The sequence below is a fragment of the Rhodococcus sp. WWJCD1 genome, from assembly GCF_002258735.1.
Taxonomy (GTDB): Bacteria; Actinomycetota; Actinomycetes; order Mycobacteriales; family Mycobacteriaceae; genus Rhodococcoides.
Genome location: NZ_NOXY01000015.1, coordinates 18,586 through 45,008, shown reverse-complemented (window position 1 = coordinate 45,008; position 26,423 = coordinate 18,586). Strand labels below are relative to the sequence as shown.

General features: G+C 64.1%; 22 protein-coding genes. 7 read left to right on the top strand and 15 right to left on the bottom strand.

What is annotated here, in order from left to right; genetic code table 11:
- The first annotated feature begins 31 nt into the window (after positions 1 to 31).
- A complete protein-coding gene (gene glgX / locus CH286_RS10635; RefSeq protein WP_094609199.1) occupies positions 32 to 2,074 on the top strand; it encodes a glycogen debranching protein GlgX in 2,043 nt (680 codons plus the stop codon).
- Here the strand turns inward: glgX and CH286_RS10630 are convergent.
- The gene (locus tag CH286_RS10630; protein WP_094609255.1) at positions 2,005 to 3,471 is read right to left on the bottom strand and encodes an FAD-dependent oxidoreductase; all 1,467 of its coding nucleotides are present in this window, start codon (positions 3,469 to 3,471) and stop codon (positions 2,005 to 2,007) included. The genes glgX and CH286_RS10630 overlap by 70 nt on opposite strands.
- 121 nt (positions 3,472 to 3,592) lie before the next feature.
- Between CH286_RS10630 and CH286_RS10625 the strand changes: the two genes are divergently transcribed.
- Positions 3,593 to 4,156: a TetR/AcrR family transcriptional regulator gene (locus tag CH286_RS10625; RefSeq protein ID WP_094609198.1), complete on the top strand. Its 564-nt coding sequence runs from the start codon at positions 3,593 to 3,595 to the stop codon at positions 4,154 to 4,156.
- Between the two features lie 2 nt (positions 4,157 to 4,158).
- On the opposite strand, the gene CH286_RS10620 is transcribed toward CH286_RS10625, so the two are convergent.
- The 3 genes from CH286_RS10620 to CH286_RS10610 are packed head-to-tail and all read right to left on the bottom strand — an operon-like array spanning position 4,159 to position 8,230.
- Entirely contained in the window at positions 4,159 to 5,865 is a 1,707-nt protein-coding gene (locus CH286_RS10620; protein WP_094609197.1) for a glycerol-3-phosphate dehydrogenase/oxidase, read from the bottom strand.
- Positions 5,862 to 7,379: a glycerol kinase GlpK gene (gene glpK / locus CH286_RS10615; protein ID WP_032379866.1), complete on the bottom strand. Its 1,518-nt coding sequence runs from the start codon at positions 7,377 to 7,379 to the stop codon at positions 5,862 to 5,864. The genes CH286_RS10620 and glpK overlap by 4 nt, the downstream gene beginning before the upstream one ends.
- Positions 7,376 to 8,230, bottom strand: coding sequence for an MIP/aquaporin family protein (locus CH286_RS10610; protein WP_032379865.1), 855 nt, complete (start codon positions 8,228 to 8,230; stop codon positions 7,376 to 7,378). The genes glpK and CH286_RS10610 overlap by 4 nt, the downstream gene beginning before the upstream one ends.
- 122 nt (positions 8,231 to 8,352) lie before the next feature.
- Here CH286_RS10610 and CH286_RS10605 point away from each other — a divergent pair, with 122 nt between their 5' ends.
- On the top strand, positions 8,353 to 9,339 hold the full coding sequence (locus tag CH286_RS10605; RefSeq protein WP_094609254.1) for a sugar-binding transcriptional regulator: 987 nt from the start codon (positions 8,353 to 8,355) through the stop codon (positions 9,337 to 9,339).
- Here the strand turns inward: CH286_RS10605 and CH286_RS10600 are convergent.
- From CH286_RS10600 to CH286_RS10575, 6 genes are all read right to left on the bottom strand, one after another.
- Entirely contained in the window at positions 9,299 to 10,867 is a 1,569-nt protein-coding gene (locus tag CH286_RS10600; protein ID WP_094609196.1) for a flavin-containing monooxygenase, read from the bottom strand. The genes CH286_RS10605 and CH286_RS10600 overlap by 41 nt on opposite strands.
- Positions 10,843 to 11,724 carry a methyltransferase family protein gene (locus tag CH286_RS10595; RefSeq protein WP_094609195.1) on the bottom strand — a complete coding sequence of 294 codons (882 nt, stop codon included), beginning with the start codon at positions 11,722 to 11,724 and terminating at the stop codon, positions 10,843 to 10,845. Before CH286_RS10595 ends, CH286_RS10600 begins: the two co-directional genes overlap by 25 nt.
- Positions 11,715 to 12,725, bottom strand: coding sequence for a fatty acid desaturase family protein (locus CH286_RS10590; RefSeq protein ID WP_094609194.1), 1,011 nt, complete (start codon positions 12,723 to 12,725; stop codon positions 11,715 to 11,717). Before CH286_RS10590 ends, CH286_RS10595 begins: the two co-directional genes overlap by 10 nt.
- Positions 12,722 to 14,014, bottom strand: a complete 1,293-nt coding sequence (locus CH286_RS10585) for a hypothetical protein (RefSeq protein ID WP_094609193.1) — start codon at positions 14,012 to 14,014, stop codon at positions 12,722 to 12,724. The genes CH286_RS10590 and CH286_RS10585 overlap by 4 nt, the downstream gene beginning before the upstream one ends.
- Complete coding sequence (locus tag CH286_RS10580; RefSeq protein WP_094609253.1) at positions 14,011 to 15,027, bottom strand: polyprenyl synthetase family protein; 1,017 nt, start codon at positions 15,025 to 15,027, stop codon at positions 14,011 to 14,013. Before CH286_RS10580 ends, CH286_RS10585 begins: the two co-directional genes overlap by 4 nt.
- Positions 15,028 to 15,253: 226 nt before the next feature.
- The gene (locus CH286_RS10575) at positions 15,254 to 16,156 is read right to left on the bottom strand and encodes a LysR family transcriptional regulator (protein ID WP_176458211.1); all 903 of its coding nucleotides are present in this window, start codon (positions 16,154 to 16,156) and stop codon (positions 15,254 to 15,256) included.
- Positions 16,157 to 16,241: 85 nt separating this feature from the next.
- Between CH286_RS10575 and CH286_RS10570 the strand changes: the two genes are divergently transcribed.
- The 3 genes from CH286_RS10570 (at position 16,242) to CH286_RS10560 (ending at position 19,008) form a co-directional block, all read left to right on the top strand.
- On the top strand, positions 16,242 to 17,132 hold the full coding sequence (locus CH286_RS10570; RefSeq protein ID WP_032404428.1) for a LysR family transcriptional regulator: 891 nt from the start codon (positions 16,242 to 16,244) through the stop codon (positions 17,130 to 17,132).
- A 121-nt stretch (positions 17,133 to 17,253) separates the two neighbouring features.
- Positions 17,254 to 18,585, top strand: coding sequence for an MCE family protein (locus tag CH286_RS10565; protein ID WP_094609252.1), 1,332 nt, complete (start codon positions 17,254 to 17,256; stop codon positions 18,583 to 18,585).
- Positions 18,586 to 18,651: 66 nt separating this feature from the next.
- Positions 18,652 to 19,008: an STAS domain-containing protein gene (locus tag CH286_RS10560; protein WP_094609191.1), complete on the top strand. Its 357-nt coding sequence runs from the start codon at positions 18,652 to 18,654 to the stop codon at positions 19,006 to 19,008.
- On the opposite strand, the gene CH286_RS10555 is transcribed toward CH286_RS10560, so the two are convergent.
- Together CH286_RS10555 and CH286_RS10550 are read right to left on the bottom strand one after the other, a co-directional pair.
- On the bottom strand, positions 18,985 to 20,061 hold the full coding sequence (locus CH286_RS10555; RefSeq protein ID WP_255182634.1) for a PP2C family protein-serine/threonine phosphatase: 1,077 nt from the start codon (positions 20,059 to 20,061) through the stop codon (positions 18,985 to 18,987). The two genes, CH286_RS10560 and CH286_RS10555, sit on opposite strands and share 24 nt — an antisense overlap.
- A 68-nt stretch (positions 20,062 to 20,129) precedes the next feature.
- Positions 20,130 to 20,930 (bottom strand): alpha/beta fold hydrolase, encoded by an 801-nt coding sequence (locus CH286_RS10550; RefSeq protein WP_037154883.1) that lies wholly within the window; start codon positions 20,928 to 20,930, stop codon positions 20,130 to 20,132.
- An 87-nt stretch (positions 20,931 to 21,017) separates the two neighbouring features.
- Between CH286_RS10550 and CH286_RS10545 the strand changes: the two genes are divergently transcribed.
- Positions 21,018 to 22,070, top strand: a complete 1,053-nt coding sequence (locus tag CH286_RS10545; RefSeq protein WP_094609189.1) for an NAD(P)H-binding protein — start codon at positions 21,018 to 21,020, stop codon at positions 22,068 to 22,070.
- Here CH286_RS10545 and CH286_RS10540 read toward each other — a convergent pair.
- From CH286_RS10540 to CH286_RS10530, 3 genes are all read right to left on the bottom strand, one after another.
- A complete protein-coding gene (locus tag CH286_RS10540; RefSeq protein WP_094609251.1) occupies positions 22,067 to 23,551 on the bottom strand; it encodes an amidase in 1,485 nt (494 codons plus the stop codon). The two genes, CH286_RS10545 and CH286_RS10540, sit on opposite strands and share 4 nt — an antisense overlap.
- A 43-nt stretch (positions 23,552 to 23,594) precedes the next feature.
- Positions 23,595 to 24,797, bottom strand: coding sequence for an MFS transporter (locus CH286_RS10535; RefSeq protein ID WP_094609188.1), 1,203 nt, complete (start codon positions 24,795 to 24,797; stop codon positions 23,595 to 23,597).
- Positions 24,798 to 24,936: 139 nt separating this feature from the next.
- The gene (locus CH286_RS10530) at positions 24,937 to 26,400 is read right to left on the bottom strand and encodes a benzaldehyde dehydrogenase (RefSeq protein WP_094609187.1); all 1,464 of its coding nucleotides are present in this window, start codon (positions 26,398 to 26,400) and stop codon (positions 24,937 to 24,939) included.
- Between the last annotated feature and the right edge of the window lie 23 nt (positions 26,401 to 26,423).

Below are 26,423 nucleotides of genomic sequence, written 5' to 3'. Positions count from 1 at the left end.
GCGCACCCGCCGCGGGGGTACTGGGCCGTGCATGCCCTCCTCATCAAGTCTCCCGTACCCCTTGGGCGTCTCGCGTCTGTCGAACGACGGTGCCAACCTTGCCGTCTACTCCGAAACCGCGGACTCGGTGTCCGTGGTCGTCCTGAACGACGACGGAACAGAGCGCAGTACAACGCCGTTGACGCTTCGCACCGGTCATGTCTTCCACGACCTCGTTCCCGATGTGACGCCGGGGGCCCGCTACGGACTGAGGGTCGACGGCCCGTGGGATCCCGCCTCGGGCCTGCGGCACAATGCGGCGAAGCTGCTGCTCGATCCGTATGCCACCGCTATCACCGGTCAGGTCGACTGGAACGAATCGGTGTTCAGCCACCTGCACGCCGAGCCGGAGACCCGCAACGACGAGGACTCGGCTCCGTACATGCCGTATTCCGTTGCGGTGCAGTCGAATTTCGATTGGTCCGGTGACGAGTCGCCGCGCACACCGTTGGACAAGACGGTGGTCTACGAGGTACACGTCAAGGGTTTCACCGCAACCAATCCAGATGTGCCCGAGGATATTCGGGGCACCTACGCCGGTTTGGCCCACCCCGCCGCTATTGCGCACTTGAAGCGTATCGGGGTCACGGCAGTGGAGCTGCTGCCGATTCACCAGTTCGTCCAGGATTCGCATCTGCTCGAAGAGGGGCGACGCAACTACTGGGGATACAACTCCATCGGCTTCTTCGCACCGCACAACGAGTACAGCAGCAGCGGCGACACCGGCGGCCAGGTGGACGAGTTCAAGGCACTGGTCAAAGCCATGCACGACAACGACATCGAGGTCATTCTCGACGTCGTCTACAACCACACCGCAGAGGGCAACCATCTCGGACCGACCCTCTCGCTCAAGGGAATCGACAACGGCTCGCACTACCGATTGGTCGACGACGACCGGAGTGCTTACTACGACACCACCGGCACCGGCAACAGCCTCAACGTCGGTCACCCCGCTGCGCTGGCGCTGATCCTGGACTCGCTGCGGTACTGGGTGACGGAAATGCACGTCGACGGCTTCCGGTTCGACCTTGCGAGCACACTGACCCGTCAGGACTCGGATCTGGACGTGCACAGCGCTTTCCTGAGCCTCGTGCATCAGGACCCGACGCTCGCTCCGGTCAAACTCATCGCCGAGCCGTGGGACACCCAGGGCTACCAGGTCGGCGGCTTCCCGGCTCGCTGGTCGGAGTGGAACGGCAAGTTCCGTGACGACGTTCGAGACTTCTGGCGCGGTGAAAGCGGCGCGCTCCCGGCACTGGCGCAACGCGTCACCGGCAGCCCCGACGTCTACGAGAGCACCCGGCGCCCCACGTTGGCGAGCGTCAACTTCATCACCGCACACGACGGCTTCACGTTGGCGGACCTGAACTCCTACGACGACAAGCACAACGAGGAGAACGGCGAGGACAGTCAGGACGGCGAGTCCGACAACCGCTCGTGGGGTTGCGGTGCCGAGGGACCCACCGACGACGAGGGTGTCAATGCACTGCGCGCTCGTCAGCAGCGCAACCACTTGGCGACGCTGCTGCTGTCGGCCGGAGTGCCGATGATCCTCGGTGGCGACGAGCTGGGCCGGACGCAGAACGGCAACAACAATGCCTACTGCCAGGACAACGAGGTCTCCTGGTTCGACTGGAGCGCAGCCGATCAGGAGCTCATCGACTTCACGACGCATCTGATCGCGCTACGTGACGAGCACCCGGCTCTGCGTCCCACGTGGTTCCGTCACGACAGCGATTCCGACGAGGAGGGGGCCGGACCCGACACCGTCGACTTCTACCGCGCGGACGGCGAAAAGCTCTCCGACGACGACTGGACCGACGGCAACGCGCACAGCATTCTGGTTCTCATGCGCGGCGGCGAGGGAGATGCGTCGTTCGCCTGGATGGTGAATGCTTCTCCGTCACCCGTCGAATTCACTCTGCCGGAAGGGAAGTGGGCTCAGTCGACCTCGAGCGACCCCGATCAGGCGTACGAGGCGGGCGGTCCGTCGATCCTGATTCGTGAGCACTCGTTCACGTTGCTGCAGGGCTGACCGGTCCATCGTTCGAGAACCTGTTGCCACTCCTCCGATTCCGAGCGTCCGGCCCACGCGATGTAGCCGTCGGGCCGGACGAGGACGGCTGGGCCCCCATCGGTGCGACGAGCGATACCTGCTCTCCTGCAGTCGCTCTCACCGATCAGCAGAAAGTCGTGCGCACGAAGCCGGTCGGTGACCGTGCCCTGGTTCAGCGGGATCCGTACGGCTCGGGTCCCCACCAGGGCATGTTCACCTCGGGTGCGCGCGTACGAAATCCCCACCCCCGAGAACATCCCCGCGATCTTGCCGACCGCACGTTGCCTACGAAGCACCCGTGCGGACACGATGTTGCGTAGCTTCTGCGCCACCACCGAGCGCAGCAGCAACATGCGGATCGTCGCGCCGCTACTGCGCAGCACCAGCTTTCCCACGGGATGCCGCTCGTCGTGATAGGTGTTTAGGATCTTCTGGTCGGCACCTCCGAGGACGGCAGCCAGCTTCCAGCCGAGGTTCATCGCGTCCTGGATTCCGGTGTTCATGCCCTGTCCCCCGGCAGGCGAATGTACGTGCGCAGCATCGCCGGCCAGGAATACCCGGCCCACTCGGTAGCTCCGGACTTGCCTCTCGTCGCAGGAGAAGCGCGAACTCCATCGCACGTCGGTCCAGCCGTAGTCGGTTCCGATCGCACGGCGCACCACGTCGCGAAGCCGCGTCTCGTCGACCGATGCAGCTACATCTGCCGTGTCGGTACGGTCGCAGGCGATCACTCGGAACCACCCGTCGCCGAAGGGCGCCACGAACGCAAAGCAGTCCTTGCCTGCGCCGATGTTGATCAGACCGTTGGGCGGATCGGTCAACCGGACATCCGCGAGCATGATCGACCGCAGCAATTCCTTGCCCGGGAAGTCGAGACCTATCGACGTGCGGACGATACTGTGCACCCCGTCGGTGCCGGCCGCATACGACGCCGTCCATTCCTGCGCGCTGCCGTCGGCCGCCCTCCCACGCACCACGACTCCGTCGGCGTCCTGTTCGAGGCCGGTGACCGTCACCCCGCGCAGAATCCGCGCACCGGATGCCCGCGCGTACTCCTCGAGTCGAGAGTCCACGTTGGTCTGTGGCGTGACCAGCAGATACGGAAACTGCGACGGTAGTACGCCGAGGTCGAGGGACAGCCCGTTCCAGAGTTTCAGTCCCGACGCGTGCGCTCCGGTGGAGAGCAGGTCCTCGGCCAGACCACGACTGTCGAGAACCTCCAGCGTGCGGGCGTGCACTCCGAAAGCTCGCGACAGCGGTGACGGTGCATCGTGTTTCTCGAGCACCGTCACAGAGCGGCCGGCACGCGCGAGTTCCCCCGCCAGCATGCAGCCCGCCGGACCTGCACCGACGACGATCACGTCCGAATGGTTCATGACGTACTCCACTGTGGTCAGCGAATTCCTGGGTCAGCGAATTCTCGGTCAACGCTTGTTGACTTCCGACGATAGACCCGTCGAGCGCAGTGGTCAACGGTCGTTGACTTAGGCTACGGAGATGACCGAACGACGACCTCGATCCGCGACCGCCACCCGGGCTCGCATTCTCGACGCAGCCCGCGCACAATTCGCGGCCGACGGCTACGACCGCACCACCATGCGGTCCGTCGCCGGCACTGCAGGCGTCGACGCGGCCATGGTCGTCCGGTATTTCGGAACCAAGGAAGCGCTGTTCGCCGAAGCCGCCACATTCGTACTCGACATTCCGGATCTGACCGACATCGCACCCGAGAGAATTGCAGAAGTGTTGATGCCCAGGTTCTTTCAGATCTGGGAGGAGGACGGCACATTCCTTGCCTTGATGCGCGCGGCCGCCACCAACGCCGCCGCCGCCGCGGCCATGCAACAGGTGTTCGCCACGCAGGTAGCGCCTGCCCTGGCCGCCGTCACGGTCGACCGGCACGCAGAACGCGCTGCGCTCGTCGGAACCCAGGTACTCGGCCTGGTATTCGCTCGCTACATCCTCCAGGTGTCGCCACTGGCAGGGATGAGCCACGAGCAGTTGGTCCGGTGGGTAGGGCCGACGCTGCGGCGCTACCTCACCGAACCACTCGACCGATAAGGTCAGCTCACCCCGGCGCGCACGTCCGGTGCCCCGAGTCGGGCTGCATCGGCAGTGTCGTCATCGGGCTGCTGCTGCGAATCCCGTTCTGCCAGAACACGAAGCCGATAGTGCTCGATCTCCTCGGCGACGTGCTGATCGTCCCATCCCAGGATGGGTGCCACCAGCCGGGCCACCTCGTCGGCGGCCGCTTCACCACGATCGGGAACCTCGATGGAGATGCGAGTACGACGCGTCAGAATATCTTCGAGGTGCCGCGCGCCTTCATGACTCGCGGCATAGACGGCCTCGACCTTGAGGTACTCCGGCGCACTTTCGAGAGGCTTGCCGAGCTCGGGATCGGCGTCGATGAGATCCAACAACTCACCCATCAGAGTGCCGTACCGACCCAGCAGATGCTCGACGCGTGAGACGCGCATCCCGGTGCGTTCGGCCGTGAGAGCACGAGAGTTGAACGCCCCGAGGTAGCCGTCGGCACCGACCAACGGGATGTCCTCGGTGACGCACTTCGGCACTGTGCGCTCGAGTCCGTGTACCGCGGAATCGACTGCATCCTTGGCCATCACTCGATAGGTGGTGTACTTGCCACCCGCGATGACCGTCAGCCCGCGTACCGGACTGGACACCGCGTGTTCCCGGGAAAGGGTGCTGGTGGAATCGGATTCGCCGAACAGCAACGGACGCAGTCCCGCGTAGACCCCGACGACGTCGGTCCGGTCCAGCGGATCCGCCAGCAACTTGTTCACATGGCCGAGGATGTAGTCGATGTCGCTCTGGCTCGCGGCCGGGTGAGCCAGATCGAGCTTCCAGTCGGTATCGGTTGTCCCGATGATCCAGTGACTGCCCCACGGGATGACGAACAGCAGACTCTTCTCGGTTCGCGTGATGATGCCGGTGGCACTGTTGATGCGATTGCGCGGCACCACCAGGTGCACACCCTTGGATGCGCGAACCTGGAATTGTCCACGCCCACCGACCATCTGCTGCACCTCGTCGGTCCAGACACCCGCCGCGTTGATGACCTGCTTGGCCCGTACCTCGAAGGAGCGGCCCGTTTCGAGGTCGCTGGCCACGACGCCGACAACCTTGTCGTCCTCCCGAAGGAAGCCGGTGACGCGAGTGCTGTTGGCGCACAACGCGCCGTAGGCCGCTGCGGTACGGGCAAGCATCATCGTGTGCCGCGCGTCGTCGACCTGGCCCTCGTAGAACTTCACCGCACCGCGGATAGCCGAACGCTTACCGGACGGGAAGGACTCGAGCGTCTTCTTCTTGCCGAGGTGCTTGTGATGACTCGGCACGCCGCGTCCGGCACCCATGACGTCGTAGACGCCGATGCCGAGCCCGACGTACGGACGGTCGATCACCTTCTCCAGCGGATAGATGAACGGAACCGGGCGGGCGAGGTGCGGGCAGAGCTTGTTCAGTACCAGCGAACGCTCCTTCAGCGCCTCGAACACCAACGCGAAGTTGAACTGCTCGAGGTAGCGCAGACCGCCGTGGAACAGCTTGCTGGAGCGGCTGGACGTGCCGGCCGCGTAGTCCCGCGCTTCGAGCAGGCCCACCTTCAATCCGCGGGTCACCGCGTCCAATGCTGTTCCCGCGCCGACGACGCCGCCGCCGATCACCAGGATGTCGAGCTCTTCCGACTCCATCCTCGCCAGCGCATCCGTGCGCGACTGCGGACTCAAAGCCGTTGTGGTGGAACTCATTCTTCATCAACCCAATCGAGAGTACGTGTTACTGCCTTCTTCCAGCCGGCGTACAACTTCGCCCGCTGGTCTTCGTCCATGGACGGGGTCCATGTCTTGTCCTCGGCCCAGTTCTGGCGGATGTCGTCTTCGCTCTCCCAGTACCCGACGGCGAGGCCGGCCGCGTATGCCGCTCCGAGAGCAGTGGTTTCGGCCACGACGGGACGCACCACATCCACGTTCAAGATGTCGGACTGGAACTGCATCAGCAGTTCGTTGACGACCATTCCGCCGTCGACCTTGAGTACCTCGAGATCGACACCGGAGTCGGCGTTCATCGCCTCGATCACCTCACGTGTCTGATATGCGGTGGCTTCGAGTACGGCGCGGGCCAGATGCCCCTTGTTGACGAACCGCGTCAATCCCACGATGGCACCGCGGGCATCCGCGCGCCAGTGCGGAGCGAAGAGTCCGGAGAACGCGGGCACGAAGTACGCGCCGCCGTTGTCGTCCACCGAGCGTGCATCGGTCTCGATGTCCGCGGCGGAGGAGATCATGCCGAGGTTGTCACGCAGCCACTGCACGAGCGAGCCCGTCACGGCGATGGAACCTTCGAGCGCGTACACCGTCGGCTGGTCGCCGATCTTGTAGCAGACCGTGGTCAGCAGTCCGTTCTTGCTCATGACCTTTTCGGTACCGGTGTTGAGCAGCACGAAATTTCCTGTGCCGTAAGTGTTCTTGGCCTCACCGGGAGACAGGCAGGCCTGCCCGAACGTCGCCGCCTGCTGATCGCCCAGAATGCCTGCGATCGGCACTCCACGGAACGGTCCGCGCTCGCGGCCGGTGCCGTACACCTCGGAGCTCGAGCGGATCTCGGGCATCATCGACATCGGGATGTCCATGTCCGCGCAGATGCTCTCGTCCCACTGCAGGGTGTCGAGATCCATCAGCAGGGTGCGTGAGGCGTTGGTCGGATCGGTGTAGTGCAATCCGCCGTCGGTGCCACCGGTCATGTTCCACAGCACCCAGGTGTCCATGTTGCCGAAACACAGTTCTCCCGCTTCGGCTTTCGCCCGTGCACCGTCGACGTTGTCGAGGATCCACTTGATCTTCGGGCCGGAGAAGTAGGTGGCCAAGGGCAGTCCGGTCTTGGCGGTGTACTTGTTGGCGTCGCCGCCGCCGAGCGCGGTGGCGATGCGATCGGTGCGGGTGTCCTGCCAGACGATGGCGTTGTAGATCGGCTTGCCCGTCTCGCGTTCCCACACCAGCGCCGTCTCACGCTGGTTGGTGATGCCGACTGCGGCGATGTCCTCGCGCGTCAGGTCCGCTGCGGCCATGGCACCGGCCGCGACGGCGCGCACGTTGTCCCAAATTTCCGACGCATCGTGCTCGACCCAGCCGGCCTGAGGAAAGATCTGCTTGTGTTCCTTCTGATCGACGGCGACGACGGTGCCCGCGTGATCGAAGATCATGCAGCGTGAGGACGTGGTTCCCTGATCGATCGCGGCGACGTACTTTCCTGCGAACTCGCTCATGGCTTTTCTCCTGTGGTCTGGGTGTCGGCTGGGAGTCGTGATGGCGGCTCGGGCGTCGAACCTTCTTGCTTGCGTAGGTTCTTTCCGATCAGCAGGTCGTACAGGAACACTCCTATCGGTCCGCCTACGAGAGGTCCGACGATCGGGACCCAGAAGTACAGGCCGCCGTATTGATCACGCCACGCTCCACCGTATCCGGTGATGTACGACGCCAGGCGAGGTCCGAAATCTCGGGCCGGATTGATCGCGTATCCAGCGTTGGTGGCCCAGGCGAAGCCGATGGCGACGACGATGAGACCGACGATCAGTGGAGCCATGTTGGCCATGGGTGCGGTGCCGAGCGAATCTGTCACGGCCACGATGAGGAACAGCAGGATCGCGGTGCCGATGATCTGATCGATCAGCGCCGAGGACACGCTGACCGGCAGAGTGCCGTTACCGGGGAGGGTCGAGAAGATCGTCTGGGTGGCCGTGGTGTGTCCCGGGTCCACCGCATTGATCATGTCGTTGTAGTTCCAGCGCACCAGCAGCGCGGCCACGAAGGCGCCTGCGGTCTGCGCGAGGATGTACGGCGCAACCATCTTCCAGCTGAATCCGCGGAAGAGTGCGAAGGTGATCGTCACCGCAGGGTTGAGGTGCGCGCCGGTGATGCGACCCGCAACGTAGATGCCGAACATCACGCCCAGCCCCCACGCCCAGGCAATCGAGTCGTGGTCTCCGAGACTTCCCGATTCACCCCCCGAGACGACCTGCGCGACGACGCCGACGCCGAACAGAATGAGAATCATGGTTCCGGCGAACTCGGCAGCCATGTGCGCCGGCAGTCCCCATTCCGGTTCCTTACGAGCCATTGTGTAGCCTCCGCAAAGTTGGTGATGCACGCCACATTGCGTGCTGTTTGCCACGGTAGACGCCCTGCACTGCGTTGCACAGCTGATGCACATATGTGCAATTCGGTCGTACACTGGTGCCGGTGACGGACCCCGGCATCACTCCCGAATCAGACCTGCGGACCGGCCACGCCACCCAGGCCGCCCGGCTGTACTACTTCCAGGACATGACGATGGCGGCAATCGGCCGTGAGCTGGGAGTCTCTCGTTCGACAGTCTCACGACTGATCACCTTCGCGCGGGCGTCCGGACTGGTGGAAATCAAGATCTCCACACCGCTCGGGCAGGCACCGCGGATCGAGCGCGCATTCGCCGATCTGTACGACATCCGTGCACACGTCGTCCCCGTCTCGGAGACGGTGGACGAACTGCAGCGCCTCGATCGCGTCGCGACGTTCGCCGGTCGATTGCTGACATCGTTCTTCGAGTCCGACATGGTGATGGGCGTTGCCTGGGGAACCACCGTCAGCGCCGTCAGCCGCAAGCTGGCACCCAAGAGAACCCACAACTCGACCGTCGTGCAGCTCAACGGAGCGGCCAACACCCGCACCACCGGAGTCTCCTACGCAACCGACATCATCAGAACTTTTGCCGACGCCTACGGCGCTGTGGCACAGGGTTTTCCGGTCCCGGCATTCTTCGATTACCCCGAGACCCGCCGACATCTGTGGCGTGAACGCAGCATCAAGCGAGTACTCGAGCTGCAGGATCGGATGAACCTGGCAGTGTTCAGCATCGGCGTCATGAGCGGAGCCGTGCCGAGCCACGTGTACAGCGCCGGCTACCTCGAACCCGAGGACGGTGCCGAACTCCGACGTGACGGCGTGGTCGGAGACATCGCCACCGTGTTCCTACGCTCCGACGGCAGTTACGACCGTATCGCGTTGAACGACAGATCCAGCGGGCCGAGCCTCGACCGACTCAAAGCCGTTCCGCGGCGGGTCGCGATCGTGGCCGGGGAATCCAAACTCGACGCCCTGACCGCGGCCCTGCGCGGTGGTCTGATCACCGATCTGGTGATCGACGACATCAGCGCAGCGAACCTGGTGTTGCGCTCACGCCGGCCGTGAGTGATTCGGCGTGCTGTACGACGTCGTACGACTCGATATCGAATGTGCGTAGCTGCCTTCGGAATCGAAAGCTGAAATCGGGCCACAGCGCCACGTTTCGCCCGGTGCTGTCCAGGAACCAACTTCGACATCCACCGGTCACCCAGACGCTTTTGCTCATCTTTCGCTGGAGATCGCTGTTGTAGCGTTCCTGCACCTCCGGACGCACCTCGACGCTGGCAATCTGCTGATCCTGCACAGCGGCTACCGCGTCGACTATGTACTCGATCTGCGACTCGATCATGTAGATGGCCGAGGAGTAGCCCAGCCCGGAATTCGGCCCGAGGATGACGAACATGTTCGGGAACCCGGCTACGGCGGTGCCCTTGTACGCCGAAACTCCCCGTTCCGCATACAACTCGGCCAACGTTCGACCGGCCCGGCCCCGAAAGAGATCGAACGCCGGCGAGTCGGTGATGCGAAAGCCGGTGGCGACCACGATCGCATCGGCCAGACGCACAGTGCCGTCGGCCGTCACGATCGAATCCTTCTGCACGCCGGCAATTCCGGAGGTGACGACATCGACGTTCTCGCGACCGAGGGCCGGATAATATTCGTTCGAGGACAACATCCGCTGGCATCCGACGCGATATTCGGGAGTGACCCGAGCTCGCAGGGCGCGGTCTCGAACCTCGATCCTCATCTTGACCGCCGCGATCAGTCCGAGGCCGACGGTCGCCGGGGGAAACTTGATGAGTACGATCGCGTAGATCTCTCGCAGCAGATAGAGAATCGACCGAAAGGCACTGGTGAGACCGGGAACTCGACGAAAGGCAAACCTCTCGACCGTGCTGTACTTTCGGAGCAGCCTCGGGAAGATCCACGGTGCCGTCCGCTGAAATACGTCGAGATGAGCGACCGTGCTCGCAATTGCGGGAACGATCTGAATGGCCGACGCTCCGGTACCGATCACCGCCACCCGCTTCTGTGCGAGGTCGATGGTGTGGTCCCACTGCGCCGAGTGGAAGACGGGGCCGTCGAAACGGTCGAGCCCCTCGATGTCGGGCATGTTCGGCTCGCACAGTGCACCCATGGCCGAGACGACTACCTTCGCACTGATCGGTCCGCGGGTTGTGGCCAGCATCCAGCGCGACGTCGATTCGTCCCAATCGGCTGCGATCAGTTCGTGATCGAAGGAGAACTTCTCTCGAATGTCGTGCCGCTCGGCGACGCCGAGAATGTAGTCCTGGATCTCCGGCTGTGTCGAGAACGATTGCGACCAGTCCGGGTTGTGATCGAACGAGAACGAATACAGATGCGAGGGAACATCGCACGCGGCACCCGGATACGTGTTGTCGCGCCAGGTTCCACCGAAGTCGTTGCCGCGCTCGAGCACGACGAAGTCCTCGATACCGCGCCTGCGCAGTGCCACTGCGAGCCCGATCCCGCCCACACCTCCGCCGATCACCGCAACCTCGACCTCTCGCACAGGGGTCGGCGCAGAATCGGACAGGTGCGGACCAGTTACTGCGGTGTCGTGGACGACCATGGTGTGGAGTCACTTTCGGTAGTGCGTCGAATGGTGTCTTCGGATCGCCCGGTCGCGGCACGTGGTGCCGTTCGGCGTAGCGCGCGCATCGGAGACGGAAAGAACGCCGGTACCCGAGCGGCGTAGGCACGGTACGAACTGCCGAACCTCGCCAGCAAGTCCCGTTCCTCGAGCGCAGTCCCCAGCAGGATGTAGCCGGTGAGACCAGCGGCCCACAGCAAATGGCCGGCCGTCATCTCGCTCGCAGCCCAGAAGGTCAGCAGCAGTCCGGTCATCAACGGGTGACGCACCAACCGATACGGCCCGTGGACCTGCAATCGATCCGCGGTGGCGTCGGGAATTCGGATCACGTACTCGCGGTACGCCTGTCGCAGGCCCAGCAGGTGAAAGTGGTCGAGCAACAGGGTTGCCGCGTAGACCAGACACACGCCCAGCCAGAAGGCGGAGTCGAGAACACGACCGGCAGTACCGTCGACCGACCAGATCCGGTACGGGATGGGCTGCCAGGCCAGGACGAGAACCCAGACCACCGCGCTCACCATGAAGATGTAGACGGTGCGTTCGAGCGCCTCGGGTACCCGCCGGGTGAGCCACGCCTTGAACGACGGTCGGGCCATCCCCGAGTGCTGCAGGCCGAACAGCGCGATGAGCGCCAGATCGATGGGGATTGCAACCCACGGCGACAGATGCGGTCCGTCGTCGACCGTTTTGGGTAGCAGCCGACCGCCGGAGAAGAGCAACAGCAACGGAACCGTGATTCCGGCGATCACGTACCCGGTCAGGGCAACGAGGAAGGGCAGCAGCCGAGCTCGATCGCTCAGCGTCGCGCGGACCTGCTGCCCGGTAGTCAGATCCATGCAAACCAGCGCAGAACTCGCGGCCGTACGGTCCCTGCTTCTATCCTGCTCTCCAGCTTGGCTTTCCAACGCTCACCGTACTTCGCATCGAGGAACGCGCCCGGGATTGCCAGTCGCCATGCGGACTGGATCGTCATCCAGTACGGAACGATGACTTCCGGCTCCACGTCGCGCATGAACACGAGCTTGTCCGGAATGACACTCCAGTGCACACCGGGATAGCGATGGTGCACACTGTGATACCCCTGATTGAAGATGAAGAAGTTGAGCCAGTTCCCGGCCGTGTTCAGCGACTTGCTCGGGTCGTCCTCGAAGCCTCGGGCAGGGGCATGGGTGAGCCACGCGAAGTACCCGGAATTGACCTGCGTGATCAGGAACGGGATCCAGTAGAACACCACGAACGGACCCGTCCCGGCGAGGTACCAGGTACCGACGATGAAGGTCAGTGCAACAGCGCAATCGAACACGAACTGACGCCGTCGTTTACGTCTGCCGTCCGACACCCCGGTGGCGAACAACTCACGGACCGTGTGCATCTTGACGATCGAGCCGTACCGGATCCAGTATCCGACGGCACCCAGACCGTGCTCCCGACCCTCGGTGGACGTCACGTCTCCCGGGCCGTCGTTGTATCGGTGATGATTGAGCACGTGCACCTCGCGCATCTCGGCCGCCGTCAAGGAGGCAGGGAGGGAACACAGGATGTCCACCACTCGATTGGCCCGGCGCGAGACGAACAGCGGGCGGTGGGTGTGCATGTGCATCACCCCGATGGTCAAGGAGAAGCTCAGCAGGGTCAGGACGAGCACGAGAGGCATCGCGATGTACCAGCGCTGGGCGATCGGCGCGAACAGCCCGAAGGCAAGAAGCCCGAGCCACAGCGCGATGTGGAAGAGCGGGCCCACATTCGCCGGATTCTCCAGACGGAAGATGCGTCTGCTGATCGGATCTTTCGGCTCGCCGGTCGTACCGGTCTCGTTCCGGGGTGTCACCGCAGTCATGGTTGCCTTTCAGAATCGAGTGGGAGATGCGGTGCGATCCGGGACATCGCAGCCGTCTGAAACCGAGTGCCGAGAAGGTGCATGGCGTTGCTGTCGCCGGGGTGCATTCGCTCCAGCGATCCGAACGCGAGGTGGTCGGCGATCATCATCCGGCGGATCTGATCGTCAGGCAGCTCGCCGCGCATCGCTCCGGTCGGCAGCCCGTCGACGAGCGCCATTGCCGAGTCCACGACGATCGCCCCCATCGAGGTGCCATGGGAGTGCGCATCGACGCGCGGAAACAGGTTGTCCGGCGACTCTCGACTTCCGTGGGGCGACGAGTCGAGCAGGAACTCGACCGTTGTGTCCACCGACTCCCGCAAGCGATCGAGCATGGCCTCCCATCGGCCGGTACCGGTGGCCGCGACCAGGGCGCCGACCAGACGCAGCCTCCTGGAATACGGACTTCGCACTCCCACCGCGCCGCAGAAGAAGGCGGTCGTGGTGATCGACATATAGGCGACGGCCGCCCGAGCACCCTTGCTCCGGATTCGCCGACCGAGATGCGACAACAGAGCGAACGCCCCGAGTGCCGGTGTCAGCAAACGCAATACGATCTCGTGCGTCAACTCGGCACCGGTACCCACTCGGTAGAGCTCGAGTTCCTGATCGCGGAGATCGTTCGCCAGTTGCGCCGCGGCTCCCACACAGTGGGCCAGCTCGGCAACGTCCTCGTTGCCGACGTCCTGATCGTTCTCGCAGATCACCGCGCACGCATGGACCACGACACGTCCGAGCACTCTCTCGCCGTACGTCACCCGCGACATCGGCACGTCGAGATTGTCTGCCATCGCAGTGGCAACGTCGATCAGCAACTCCCGCACCCGCGTACGTCCGGCGGCCGGTAGCCGACCGACCAACGCCCGCACGTCGGTGATCCGTTCGGCGAGAATCGAATCCACCGCGTCGCTCGCACGCAGGATCCGTGCGCGCAACGGGGGTGGCGGAACCGGGTTCTCGCCCACCAGATAGCGGGCCGCCCAGAGCACCGTCGTCGCCGCGCCCTCGGAACCGGAGTAGAGATCCTCGTAGGCGTCGAGTACTCGGCAGGCCAGCACGGCCGCAGTCGATTCGGCGCGCTGCAGCTCCGGCAACAGGTTGATTGCCACGGCCAGATTTCGGGCGGCGGGTATCAAGGCCGATTCGGCGAGTTCTTCCGGCGAACCTGCGCGCACGAGCGCGGCCGGATCGACTGCACGTCGAAGATCCCGAACACCGCGGGCCAGTATCAGCAGACGGCTGGCCTTCACCGGAGCACGACTCGTCGGGCCAGTGCGCGCAAGTGCTCTCGCGCAGGCGAATCGACGAAACACTCGGTCGCGATGCAGGCCTGCCGCGTCGCGGAATCGGCGAACTCACGGGCACTGGCCATCGCTCCGCTGTGCGTCAATGCGGCCTGCAGGTCACGGCTGGACACCGATTCGTCGAGCCACATCGTCCGCGCTTCGGCATCGGTGCACAGCCATTCGATCACGGGCCAGGTGGGCACTCTGCGTTCGAGATCTCCGCAGGCATCCTTACCCAGGTTCGGCCCGCCCTCGATGTCGCGGACGTCGTCCATGATCTGGAATGCCAATGCCAGATGATCTGCGTAGTTCATCAGACTGCGCAGTCCGTCGTCGTCGACTCCGCCTGCTGTACCGCCATAGGCGCAGGCGACTCTGAACAGCGTCCCGGTCTTGGCTCCCGCGACCGAGCGGTAGTGCCTCCTGAGCGCATCGTCGTCGAGATCCGGCGGCAAGGTCTCGATCAACTGACCGTACGAGAGCTCCGACAGCTCATCGAGATACGTCACACCGACGGCGTGCCCGATTCGGGCGAACACCGAAGGGTTGGCGTCGAGCACTCTCGCGACTTCCCGCAGCGCGGTTCCGGCCAGATGGAAGCCCGCGTACGCCGCCACTCGAACACCGAATGCGGCTGCAATGGAATCGTTGTCGCGGCGAAGTACCGACCCGTCACAGATGTCGTCGTGTATCAGAGAGGATTCGTGCAGCATCTCGACCGCCGCCGCGATGTCGACGGCGTCGTGCAGCGGCACCGCATGAGCGCCCGGCGCGAGCTGCGCACACGCAAGTACCATCCCGGCACGCACACGCTTTCCCGGTATCGAGAGAACATGATCATAGATCGAGCGAAACGTGCTGTGTGGCTGGAGAATACGGTTCATCGCGGTGTCGACGTCGCGCAGTTGCGCCGAGATGACGATGACATCCGACTTGGCCGGAGACGCCCATTCCAGACCCATGGCATCAGCAACCATCGACAACACCACTCGAACGTAGAGCGTTGTCAGGCAACATTTTCGATAGAGATATCAGACGTGTGTACGTATCGAAACACACCTGTCTCCGGAATTTTCCGTCCATGAATACTCCCCCGCCGATCGCCCCCTGATCCTGCTGCGCGCCACATTAAGTGACACAGGGCACCGACAGCCAGCCGAGGCAACCGAATGACGCAAAGCCATAGCCAAAACGCACAAACGGTCACGAATGGTTCGTTTTTGTACCTACCGACTGGCCACGATCAAGTTGATCGATTGACGAATTAATAAGCGGTGCTACCCAATTGGGAGAATAGACAATCCTCGTGCGCTCCGACGGCGGCACCGGCCAGGGGACGACCGAACCGCCCGCGGCAGCTACCGGACGCGCCATCGACTCACTCATGACCGCCGCGCCGATACCGTGGGCGACGAGTCCCGGCAGTGCCTGCTGCGGCACCCCGCTCAGCACCACTGTCGCCACGATGCCGAACCCTGCCAGAGCGTCGACGACCCCCACGCCTACACGATGCGTCGGCGCGAGCACCGCCAACGGAACCGCCGCGTCGAGTTGGTCGAGGGTGCCGACATGTCCTGATCCGGGCGGAAGTGCAAGCACGAGAACGTCATCGGGCAAGTATTCGTTAACGAGGTCGCTGGGCGCGTCGGAATCGGGAACCACCGCGCAGTCGATCTGCCCCGTCCGAACCTGCGCCAGCGCTTCTGCAGGATCGGCGACCGTCACGACGTCGATTCTCGATCCGGGTCGTGCAGCGACGAATGCCGCGATCAGTTCCGGCGTCGTCGAACGGTCCGACAGTGCGATGCGTACAGTCGGTGCCGCGCCGCCAGGATTCGTCGTCCGGAGTTCGTCGACCACTCGCTCGGCCGCTCGATGGTCGAGTACAGTTCGACGCGCAAGCGGTAGTAGGGCAGCACCTTCGGGGCTCAGAACCAACGTATTGGCCTCACGGCGAAACAACTCGACACCCAGTTCGGTCTCGAGACTTCGCACGGTGCCGGACACCGTCGGTTGGCTTACCCCGAGTGCACGAGCCGCGTTACCGAGTCCATGCTCGTCGACGATGGCCACGAAGCACTCGAGCATCGAAGTGGTGACGTTCACGGCATCAGTGTGAACACTTCGGTGGAGCTGCAGCATCACGGGGGTACGTCGGGTTCCTTCCGGTGTCATCGATCGACGGGACGCGATGGAACTTTCTTCACGACAACTGCGGCAGTGCGTTGCGGTCGCAGACGCTGGTTCGATGAGCGGTGCGGCAATCGAACTCGGACTCAGTCCGTCCACTGTCTCGCGCGCTCTCGCCCGATTCGAGGAGCAGACCCACGTAACCGTTTTCGAGCGGCGCGGTATGCGACTCGTGCCGACCGATGCGGGACGGGAAATCGTGCGCGCTGCCCGGCGCGTGGTCGATGATCTGGACCTGTTCTCCGCCCTTGCCGTCGACGCCGCCCTCGGTCGAGTGGGGGCAGTAGTGGTGGCGACTCCTGCCGACGACACCGGGCCCGTTCTGCCGACCATGATCGCGTCGGTGACGCGAGGGCGACCGCGTCTGAATGTGCACATCGCACGCGTCGAGACCGCCACGGCAGCAATGGAATCTCTGCGATCCGGTGCTGCCGAGCTGGCGTTGATTCCGCGTCTTCCCACTCCGCCCGATCTGCTCGGCATCCACGTCGGACGCCAGGAGTTGACACTGATCGTCCCTGCGGCGTGGACGCAGTCGAATGCCCGGATCACCGATCGGCACGGACTCGACTGGCTGGGCGAGTTCCCCTTCATCGCCGGTGTCGTCGAGACCACCAGTGCACATGCGCTGGAACGACTTCGACGCTCGGGCGCTCGACCACACACGGTGCTGACCGGTACGCCGGTTCTGACGATACCGAGCCTGGTGGATGCCGGCGTGGGTGCTGCACTCGTACCGAGTTCGATGCCACTCGACACGTTTGCCCATCTGCGGCCGATCGATCTGACGCCGCCGCTGACGTACTCCATCACCTTGATGCACAGGACCGGCGAGCAATCCCCCGCAACCCGCCAGTTCATCGATTGGGCTCGGTCCGCCACCGGAGAGTGAGCTGCATCTCATATTCCCGACGGTGATATGTGCATCTCACAAGCAGTCGTGCAGTAGTAAGTGTGACGTCATGTACCACTAATGTTCGCGGCATGGTTGACGCTCTCGATCCGTGCTTCCCGTGACCGGCACCCCCTCGCCGCTGCAGAACCGGCTTCTCGGAATTGCCCTCGTGGTACTCATCGTGGTGTTCGTCGGGTGGAGCGTCACGTCGTACAACAAGACATTCGAGGACGTCGTGACCGTCTCCCTCGAGACCGACAGCGTCGGCAACGCGCTCCCCCGCAATGCCGATGTCAAGGTGCGCGGCATGATCGTCGGCGAAGTCCGATCGGCGACGACGACCGATGGCGTCGTGACCTCCGAGTTGGCGATCCAGCCGGACATGGCCGAGATGATTCCGTCGAACGCCACCGCACGGCTTCTCCCGAAGACGCTGTTCGGCGAACGCTACGTATCGCTGATACTCCCGGACGGCGCACCGGCCTCGCCGATCGGTGAGGGCACTGTCCTGAAGCAGGATCGCAGCGGCAATGCCATCGAGGTGGGACAGCTGCTCGACGGCCTGTTGCCGTTGCTCCAAGCCGTGCCGCCGCAGGACCTGTCGAACACGCTCGGGGCGTTGGCGCAGGGTCTGAGCGGTCGCGGCGAGGAACTCGGCCTCACCATCGACCGCCTGGAGAACATCTTCGCCGGGCTCAACACCGAACTTCCCGCGATCCAGCAGGACCTGCGTGGCCTGGCGGACTTCTCGCAGACCTACTCCGATGCGGCTCCCGAGTTGATCAATGCTCTGGACAATCTGCGGACCACCGGCAACACCGTCGTCGAGAAGCGCCCGGCCCTCGAGACGCTCTACGCCTCGGTCACCTCGGCCGCGGGCACGACCGCAGATTTCCTCGACGCCAACTCCGCCGACGTCATCGGACTGGCCGCGAATTCGCGCGAGGCGCTCGAGGTGTTCGCCGAGTTCTCACCTGCTCTCGGCTGCACCGTTTCACAGTTCGCCGAAGGCGCCAGGCGCGGCAAGGTCCTGCTCGGCGACGGTGACGAGTATCCCGGCATCAACGTTTCGATGCCCTTGGTCAATCCGAAGGGGCGTTACCTGCCCAACCAGGACGAACCGAGGCTGTTCGAGCAGACCCGAGGCCCGAGCTGCTATTCGTCCCTCGATCGCTATGCCGGCGAGTACTTCCCCCAGTATCCGGGCGGTTCACCGAACGACGGCTCGTACCAGGTGCCGACGAGGAACCCCGGGGAACAGAACGTTCCCGTCCTCCCGGCACCACAGCTCTCCCCCGTACCCGCCTCGTACGCCGGCTCGGTCACCGAGCAGCAGACCTTGGCGGTCATCTACGGCGGGGCCACCGGAATCGAGCCCGACGCAGTGCCGTCCTGGACGACGACGGTCGGAGCTCCCGCCCTCAGAGGAACGCAGGTCACCTTCCAGTAGTCCCTACTGATTGAATGGTGCGCAACCCCGTCGACGAGCGCGGCGGGTAACGATTCAGGAGTACATATGTCTGCCGATACGAACGCCGGGTTCTCGATTCAGTCCAGCAACGATGGCCGAGTAGCCGTCATTGCGGTGTCCGGCGAACTCGATATCACCACCGCACCGGCTCTCTCGACCGCCATCCAAGCGCAGATCGAGTCCACGCCCTCGGCCTTGATCATCGATCTGTCCGCCGTCTCGTTCCTGGCCTCGGCCGCGATGACCGTGCTGGCAACAACGCAGAAAGATCACGGAGACGCGGTGGCATTCTCGGTCGTCGCCGACGGACCGACCACCAGCCGTCCGATCAAGCTGATGGGCCTGGACCAGGAATTCGCACTGCATGCCGACCTGGCGTCAGCGCGCGCTGCTCTCGACTGACGAGACTCCCAATGCCATGACGGCCGCGTCGTCGACCAGACCGTCGCCGAAGCTGTTCAGCAGTTTCCGCAAATGGTCGATCAGGACGGCCGGCGCTGCGGGAGCATGCTCGGTTGCGAAATCCAGCAGTGCGCCGTCGTCGTCGTAACGGCCTGTGCCCACCCGAGCCTCGGTGAGGCCGTCCGTGTAGAGCATCAGGGTGTCGCCGGCATCCAGCGTCACCGTGGCCGAGACGAACCGTGCGTTGCGCAGTATTCCCACCAGCTGCCCGCCGGTCATGAGTACGTAGTGCGCGCTGCCATCGGCCCGAATCACGAGCGGCGGCGGATGGCCACCACTGGCCATGCACACCTCGAATCCGTCTGCCGAACGGCTGAGAACACCGAACACAGCCGTACAGAACTGCGCGTTGTTCTCGCGAAATTCTTGACGCAGAACCGAATCGAGGTTGTGCAGAACTGCCACCGGATCGTGGTCGTATACCGCGGCCGCGCGCAACGTGTACCGCGTCAGCGATGTGACGGCTGCGGCCGACGCGCCTTTTCCGCACACGTCGCCGAGGAAGAATCCCCACCGGTCGTCGGAGAGCGGAAACAGATCGTAGAAATCGCCGCCCACCTCGTCGCTCGATGCCGCGTGGTAATGAGCAGCCGCGGTCATTCCCGACGGCGGTAGCAGACTCGGCGGCAACAGTGACCGCTGCAGTGTTTTCGCGAGCAGCTCTGCTCGCGTCCGGGACTCGAGCAGTTCACGCTCGTAGGTACGCCGATCCCGGGCATCGAGCGCAGTGATTCGGATCAGCACTGGCGTGCCGGCCTCGTCGGTCTTGACGTTCGCGGTCATGAACACCGGTAGACGTCGACGATCGGCGGTCACCAAATCGAGCGCGATACCGTCGAGCTTGCCGGTCATCCGCAGAATGGGGCCGAAGTGCGTCTCGTAGTGAATGCGTCCACCAGCGGTGAGCAGCTCGGTGAAATCCTTGCCGATCAACGCATCGATCTCGAAGCCGAGCCAACCCGCCAACGTAGCGTTCAGCCTCCCGATTCGCATGTCGGGATAAACGGAGAGGTAGCCGCACGGGGCGTTTTCGTAGAGATCCTCAATGTCGAGGTCGTTGATCACGACGATCTCACGAAGGTCGCAATCGCCTCGGCGGTCTGCTCCGGCACGGTGACGTGGGGGCAGTGCCCGCTGGCGTCGAGCGTCGTCAGGGTGCTGCCGGCAATGTGTTCGTTGACGTACCTACCGACCTGAGGCGGGGCCAGCGAATCCCGCGCGCAGTCGACGATCAGCGTGGGAACGGTCACCGTCGCCAGATCGGCGCGATTGTCGGACAGGAAGGTGGTGCGGGCGAACAGCCGGACGCGAGCCGGATCGGTCCGGCAGAAACTATCGATCCATTCCGCTTCGAGTTCGGGCCTATCCGGCGCATTGACGACGACCGGTGCCATCGACGCGGACCAGCCGAGGTAGTTGCTGTCCAGGGAGTCGAGCAATTCGTCGATGTCCTCGCGGCTGAATCCGCCGCGGTAGTCCCCGTCGTCGATGTACCGAGGAGACGGCACCAGCATCACCAACTTGGAAAAGCGTTCGGGGGCTGCATCGGCCGCAAGCACACCCATCATCGCCGACACGGAGTGACCGACGAACGTGATGTCGTCGAGTTCGAGTTCGTCGGCAATGGCGGCGATATCGCGAGCATAGGCGTCGAGTGTGGAGTAGTCATCGGCATTCCAGGCCGACGGATCCGAAGCACCGGCCCCGACATGGTCGAAGAGCACGATACGGAAGTCTGCGGCCAGAATTGTCGTCAAAGAGCGCCACAGTGTCTGGTCGCAACCGACACCGTGCGCCAGCATCAGCACGGGACCGTCGGGGGCTCCGACGACTCTGACGTTGTTCCTGGTACGTGCGTTCACCCGCACAGTCTGTCATCTGTCGCCGACAGCGGGGAGTGAGACTGCTCCGACCGGGTATCGCATGTACCTACAGAAACGAGATTCATCATGCGAGTACTGGTCACCGGCGCAACCGGATACATCGGGTCTCGGCTGATCCCCGTGCTTCTCGAGCAGGGCCACGAGGTCCACGCAGCGATGCGTGACCCCGCGAAGAAGTCGCGCTTCGCATGGGGTGCCCAGGTCACCGCCGTGCATTTCGACCTCGACGAGCACGAGACCTTCGACACCGCGACGTCAGATGTCGACGCTGTCGTCTACCTCGTGCACTCGATGGACGAGGGAGACTTCGTCGAGAAAGATCGCCACGCGGCACAGTCCATGGCCGCCGCAGCCGAACGCAACGGCCTACAACGGATCGTCTACCTCTCCGGTCTCATCCCCGACGACGACACGCCGTTGTCGGATCATCTGCGCTCACGACTACAGGTCGAGGAAACGTTCCTCGACAGCTCCGTCGATGCCACCGTGCTGCGCGCAGCCATCATCCTCGGCTCCGGATCGACGTCCTTCGAGTTGGTTCGACGTATGACCGAGCGGCTGCCGCTCACTCCGATACCGACGTGGATGCGCAGGCAGGTCCAGCCCATTGCCGTCGGCGATGTGGTTGCCATCATCGCTCGCGCCCTCGGCGACACCGCCCGTCCCGGTTCCTTCGACATCGGGGGCACCGAAACGATGAGCTACCCGGAACTGCTGCAGGCGTACGGCAGCGTCGCCGGCCTGCGTCGCGCCCAGATTCCGGTTCCGTTGCTGCCGACCGGATTGGTGGGCCGCGCCGTCGCGATCATCACCGGCATGCCCCCGGGCACGGTGATCTCGTTGGTGGACAGCCTCACTCACGACATGGTGGTACGTCGGGGCAACGCCGCTACGGAGGTGTTCGCCGATCCGGATACGACGCCGATGAAAGTCCGAGAAGCCTTGCAGCGTTCCATCACCGTGGTGGCCGACGAGGGTACCGACGCTCACGCCGATCCCCAGGCTGCCGCCGACACCGATCCCGATTGGGCCGGTGGCGTCGTCGACATCGTCGATGGGCAGGTGCGGCAACGGCCGTCGGGAATTTTGGGCAAGGCCCAATTGGGAGCGACCCGCTAGTCGAGGGCCTCGTAACGATGCGCCCAGGGTGCTGCTCGTTCGATCTGGCCGGCGAGTTGGACGAGCAGCGCTTCTCCACCCAGAGGTGCGGTGAAGTGTGCGCCCATCGGGAGACCGTCCGGTGTCCAGTGCACGGGAAGCGACAGCGCCGGACGTCCGGTGACGTTCGCCAACTGGGTGTACGGAATCCACGAGATGTTGTCGTCGATCATCTGATCGACGATGCCCGTGTATCGCAGGACCCCAGCAGTTCTGCTGCGCAACAACAACTCCGACGCCAGCTGCAGCGGCTTCGCGAGCTCGAACGCGCCGATCTTCGGGGGTAGCTCGGCAAGGGTGGGCGTCAGCAACAGATCGTACGTATCGAAGTACGTTGCCAGCGCGCGCACGTGCTTGTGCCGGCCTTCCACCGCCTCGAGGTAGTCGACACCGCTGGCGGATCTGCCCAGCGCAGCCATGATTCGGGTATCACGCTCGAATTTGTCGTCGCCGCAACCGGTTCTGCGCTTGACTTCGTCCATCTCCCAGGCCATGTAGGTGAACCAGGCCAGCAGAAATTCGCGGTTGAGGCTCGTGTCGTCGTACGGCGAGGCATCGAGAAGTTCGACGGTGTGGCCGAGGTCGGTCAGAATCTTCGCCGCCTGTTCCATCGCGGCGACAGCCTGCGCGTCCGGCGCTGGATTCACCGACGTGGCCGCATACATTCCGATGCGTAAAGGCTTGGGGTCCTTGACCGTTCGAGACAGAAACGTGCCATCCGGCCGGGCAGGCGAGTAGCCGGACGTCGCCTCGCCGCCCGCCAGTACGTCGAGCATCGCTGCCGTGTCTCGTACCGACCGCGAGACCACACCCTGTACTGCTGCCCCGTGCATCGCCTCACCGAACGTGGGGCCCGACGGCACCAGTCCGCGGCCCGGCTTGAGTCCGACCAGTCCGCAGCACGCCGCAGGAATGCGAATCGAACCGCCGCCGTCGTTCGCTCCCGCCACCGGGACGATCCCCGCCGCGACCGCCGCAGCGGATCCACCCGAGGAACCACCGGGAGTTCTGCTGTGGTCCCACGGGTTCCGAGTGGGGCCGAACACCGTCGGCTCGGTGATCCCCTTGGCACCGAATTCCGGGGTGTTCGTCTTTCCGAAGATGACGAGGCCGGCATCGAGCCAGCGCTGCACCACCGTGGAATGCTCGGGCATCGGCAGGTCCGTCAACGAACGGGAACCACTCGCAGTAGGTAACCCGGCGTAGTCCTGCGAGAGATCCTTGATCAGAAACGGCACTCCTGCGAACGGGCCTTCGAGCGTTCCGGTCAGCTGCTCGTCGGCTTGCTTCCGCATCGGACGTACGATCGCGTTGAGAGCCGGGTTCACCGACTTCGCTTGCGCCGATGCACAATCGAGTAGCTCACGGGGCGTGACCTCGCCGTTGGCCACCAGCTCTGCCAGCCCGAGCCCGTCGTACTTCCGATACTCGTCGATACGCATAACGGCCACAGTAACCGAGAACACCTGCTCCACGACCGCGAATTCAGTGTCGGGAATTCGACCCCGGAAGTGGTCGCAGCGCTCCCATCACGAGCAGCGAACATGCGAGAAGACCCGCAACGACGAGCAACGCGTGGAGGACATCACCATGACCGCCGAGGAAACCGATCAGGGGCGGGCCGCCCAGGAAGGCGAAGTATCCGATGGAGGCCACCACACTCACGCGCGCGGCTGCGGCAGCGGGCTCGTCGGCGGCTGCGCTCATGGCAACGGGGAACCCGAGCGAGACGCCCGATCCCCACAGGAATGCGCCCAGAAACGCCAGCGGCACAACCGGACTGAGCACGAACAACAGCACTCCGACCACCGAGACGGCTGCCAATCCTCGGAGTACGACGACTCGACCGTAGCGATCGAGCAGTCCGTTACCGAACCACCGCACAGCGGTCATGGCAACCAGAAACGTGGTGAACGCGAGGGTTCCAGCCACGGCCGACGCATCGTAGCCGTCGATCAATGCGATGTTGAGCCAATCGTTTCCGCTGCCCTCGGCAAACGCGAACGACAACGCAACGACGCCGATCAGCAGGGTGCGTGGCTCCTTCCACCGCGCGAGGGCGTGCGGCCGCGAGGCGTCGGCCGCCGGCTGTTCGGGTTCGCCATCGGATTCGTTCAGGAAGCTGCGCACTCCCCACGGAATGGTGCAGGCGATCACGGCTGCGACCGTCAGCAGATGCACCGTGACCGAGATGTTCAGCGCCACCATCGCAGTGCCGATCAAGGCTCCCACCACAGTGCCGGCGCTGAAACCCGCGTGGAACCGCGGCATGATCGAGCGCCCGAGCCGACGTTCGGCCACCGCACCGTGGACGTTCATGGCGACATCCCATGCACCGTTGGCGAATCCGAGCACGAACAGTCCGATCAGCAACGGCACTACACCCACGAGATAGCCGGTGGCGATGATCGTCAGACCGGCCGCGAGAACGAGGGACATCACGGTGACCGTGAGCCGAGACCCGAAGCGGTTGATGATGATTCCGGACATCGGCAGCGCGAGCAGGGATCCGACTGCGATGGCGAGCAACACGATTCCGAGTTGAGATGAGGTGAGTTCGAGGCGATCGCGCACCTGCGGGATCCGAGAAGCCCAACTGGCGAAGGCGAAGCCGGCTCCGATGAACGCGATATAGGTCGCCCGCACCGCCACGGCCGTGCGCGCCGAGGCGACGTCGATATCAGACACTGTGAATTACCCTGTTCTCTCGCTGTCCTTCAAGGGTAACGAACGACAGGGTCGATGCCGCGGTGGCCGCCGAACTCGAAGTTATGGATGGATTCCAAGCAGATTCCGTCCATAACTTCGAGTTCGTCAGGTCAGGGGGTCAGAACGGGAACGGATGAGCGTGGTCGCGGACGGTGAGCCACTGCCACTGCGTGAACTCGTCCCAACTGCTCTGAGTTCCGAATCGAGCGCCGTTGCCCGAGGCCCCGGTTCCTCCGAAGGGCGCGTACGCGTCGTTGTTGAGCGTCTGATCGTTGACGTGGACGATTCCTGTGGTCAGGCGGTCGGCCAGATGCCTGCCCCGATCAGCCGATCCGGTCTGGATCGCGGCAACGAGACCGTACTCGGTGTCGTTGGCGACGGCAACAGCCTCGTCCTCGTCGCGCACGACGACGACGGGTGCCACCGGCCCGAAGATCTCTTCCCGGAAAGCCGCCATCGACGACGTCACTCCCGCGAGAACGGTGGGCTCGTAGAACAATTCGCGATGGTTGCCACCGGCGCGAACCTCGGCTCCGGCGGCCACGGTTTCGGAGACGATGCGGTCGACGTTCTTCAGCTGCGTCTCGTTGATCAGCGGTCCGAGTGCTACCTGCTCGGTGAACGGGTTACCCACCGGAAGGTTCTTCGCCCGAGCGGCAAGGCGATCGAGATACTCGTCTGCGACGGACTCGAGCACGATATGTCGGCCTGCCGTCATGCACACCTGCCCCTGGTGCAGGAACGAACCCCACGCGCCTGCGGAACTGGCCGCCTCCAGATCGGCGTCGTCCAGGACGATCAGTGCGTTGTTGCCGCCGAGTTCGAGGGAGACGCGCTTGAGCGTGCGTCCTGCTGCCTCACCGACTTTCCGGCCGACAGCCGTGGATCCGGTGAACGAGACCATGCCGATGCCCGGATGCTCGGCCACCGCGGCCCCGGGCTCGGCGTCACCCGGCAGCACGTGGAACAGGCCGTCCGGAACTCCGGCCTCCTCGAAGAGCCGCGCGAACAAGACCCCACCGGACACCGCGGTCTGCACGTCCGGCTTGAGGACGACAGCATTGCCGAGGGCCAGAGCAGGAGCAACGGCGCGAATCGACAGAATCTGCGGAAAATTCCACGGACTGATGACTCCGACGACGCCGATCGGCACCCGACGGCCGATGCTGGACCGTCCGGCTTCACTGGTGGGCAGCAGATGGCCGTAGGGCTGAGTGGGCAGCGCCGCCGCTTCCCACAGCTCACTCAGCACGAGACCGACCTCGAACGAAGCCTTTCCCGGTACCGATCCGCCTTCCCGGATGAGCCATTCCTCGAACTCGCCGCGATGGGCCTCGAGCACCTTCGCGATCTCTCGGATCACGGCCGCACGCTCGTGTCCCGGTGTTGCCGCCCACGCCGGCTGCGCGGCGCGAGCCCTGCCGACGGCGTCGTCGACGTCTCCGGCGTTCGCCAGACCGATCTCACCCAAGCTCGTACCGGTGGCCGGTTCGACGGTGCTCGTGGTGCCGCCACCACCATTACGCCAACCGCCACTGTAGATCCGGCCGTGCCAGTCGGTTCCCAACAGAGTGTTGCTCACGCTTGTTCTCTCTTCTCGCTGGT

What these genes read in the sequence shown, in the direction of transcription:
- CH286_RS10545 (WP_094609189.1), top strand. Translation starts at nt 21,018, where the DNA reads ATGCGAGTACTGGTCACCGGCGCAACCGGATACATCGGGTCTCGGCTG.
- CH286_RS10625 (WP_094609198.1), top strand. Translation starts at nt 3,593, where the DNA reads ATGACCGAACGACGACCTCGATCCGCGACCGCCACCCGGGCTCGCATT.
- CH286_RS10610 (WP_032379865.1), bottom strand. Translation starts at nt 8,230, where the DNA reads ATGGCTCGTAAGGAACCGGAATGGGGACTGCCGGCGCACATGGCTGCC.
- CH286_RS10620 (WP_094609197.1), bottom strand. Translation starts at nt 5,865, where the DNA reads ATGAGTTCCACCACAACGGCTTTGAGTCCGCAGTCGCGCACGGATGCG.
- CH286_RS10555 (WP_255182634.1), bottom strand. Translation starts at nt 20,061, where the DNA reads ATGCGAATCGGGAGGCTGAACGCTACGTTGGCGGGTTGGCTCGGCTTC.
- CH286_RS10570 (WP_032404428.1), top strand. Translation starts at nt 16,242, where the DNA reads ATGGAACTTTCTTCACGACAACTGCGGCAGTGCGTTGCGGTCGCAGAC.
- CH286_RS10560 (WP_094609191.1), top strand. Translation starts at nt 18,652, where the DNA reads ATGTCTGCCGATACGAACGCCGGGTTCTCGATTCAGTCCAGCAACGAT.
- CH286_RS10630 (WP_094609255.1), bottom strand. Translation starts at nt 3,471, where the DNA reads ATGAACCATTCGGACGTGATCGTCGTCGGTGCAGGTCCGGCGGGCTGC.
- CH286_RS10540 (WP_094609251.1), bottom strand. Translation starts at nt 23,551, where the DNA reads ATGCGTATCGACGAGTATCGGAAGTACGACGGGCTCGGGCTGGCAGAG.
- CH286_RS10600 (WP_094609196.1), bottom strand. Translation starts at nt 10,867, where the DNA reads ATGGTCGTCCACGACACCGCAGTAACTGGTCCGCACCTGTCCGATTCT.
- CH286_RS10590 (WP_094609194.1), bottom strand. Translation starts at nt 12,725, where the DNA reads ATGACTGCGGTGACACCCCGGAACGAGACCGGTACGACCGGCGAGCCG.
- glgX (WP_094609199.1), top strand. Translation starts at nt 32, where the DNA reads ATGCCCTCCTCATCAAGTCTCCCGTACCCCTTGGGCGTCTCGCGTCTG.
- glpK (WP_032379866.1), bottom strand. Translation starts at nt 7,379, where the DNA reads ATGAGCGAGTTCGCAGGAAAGTACGTCGCCGCGATCGATCAGGGAACC.
- CH286_RS10580 (WP_094609253.1), bottom strand. Translation starts at nt 15,027, where the DNA reads ATGGTTGCTGATGCCATGGGTCTGGAATGGGCGTCTCCGGCCAAGTCG.
- CH286_RS10595 (WP_094609195.1), bottom strand. Translation starts at nt 11,724, where the DNA reads ATGGATCTGACTACCGGGCAGCAGGTCCGCGCGACGCTGAGCGATCGA.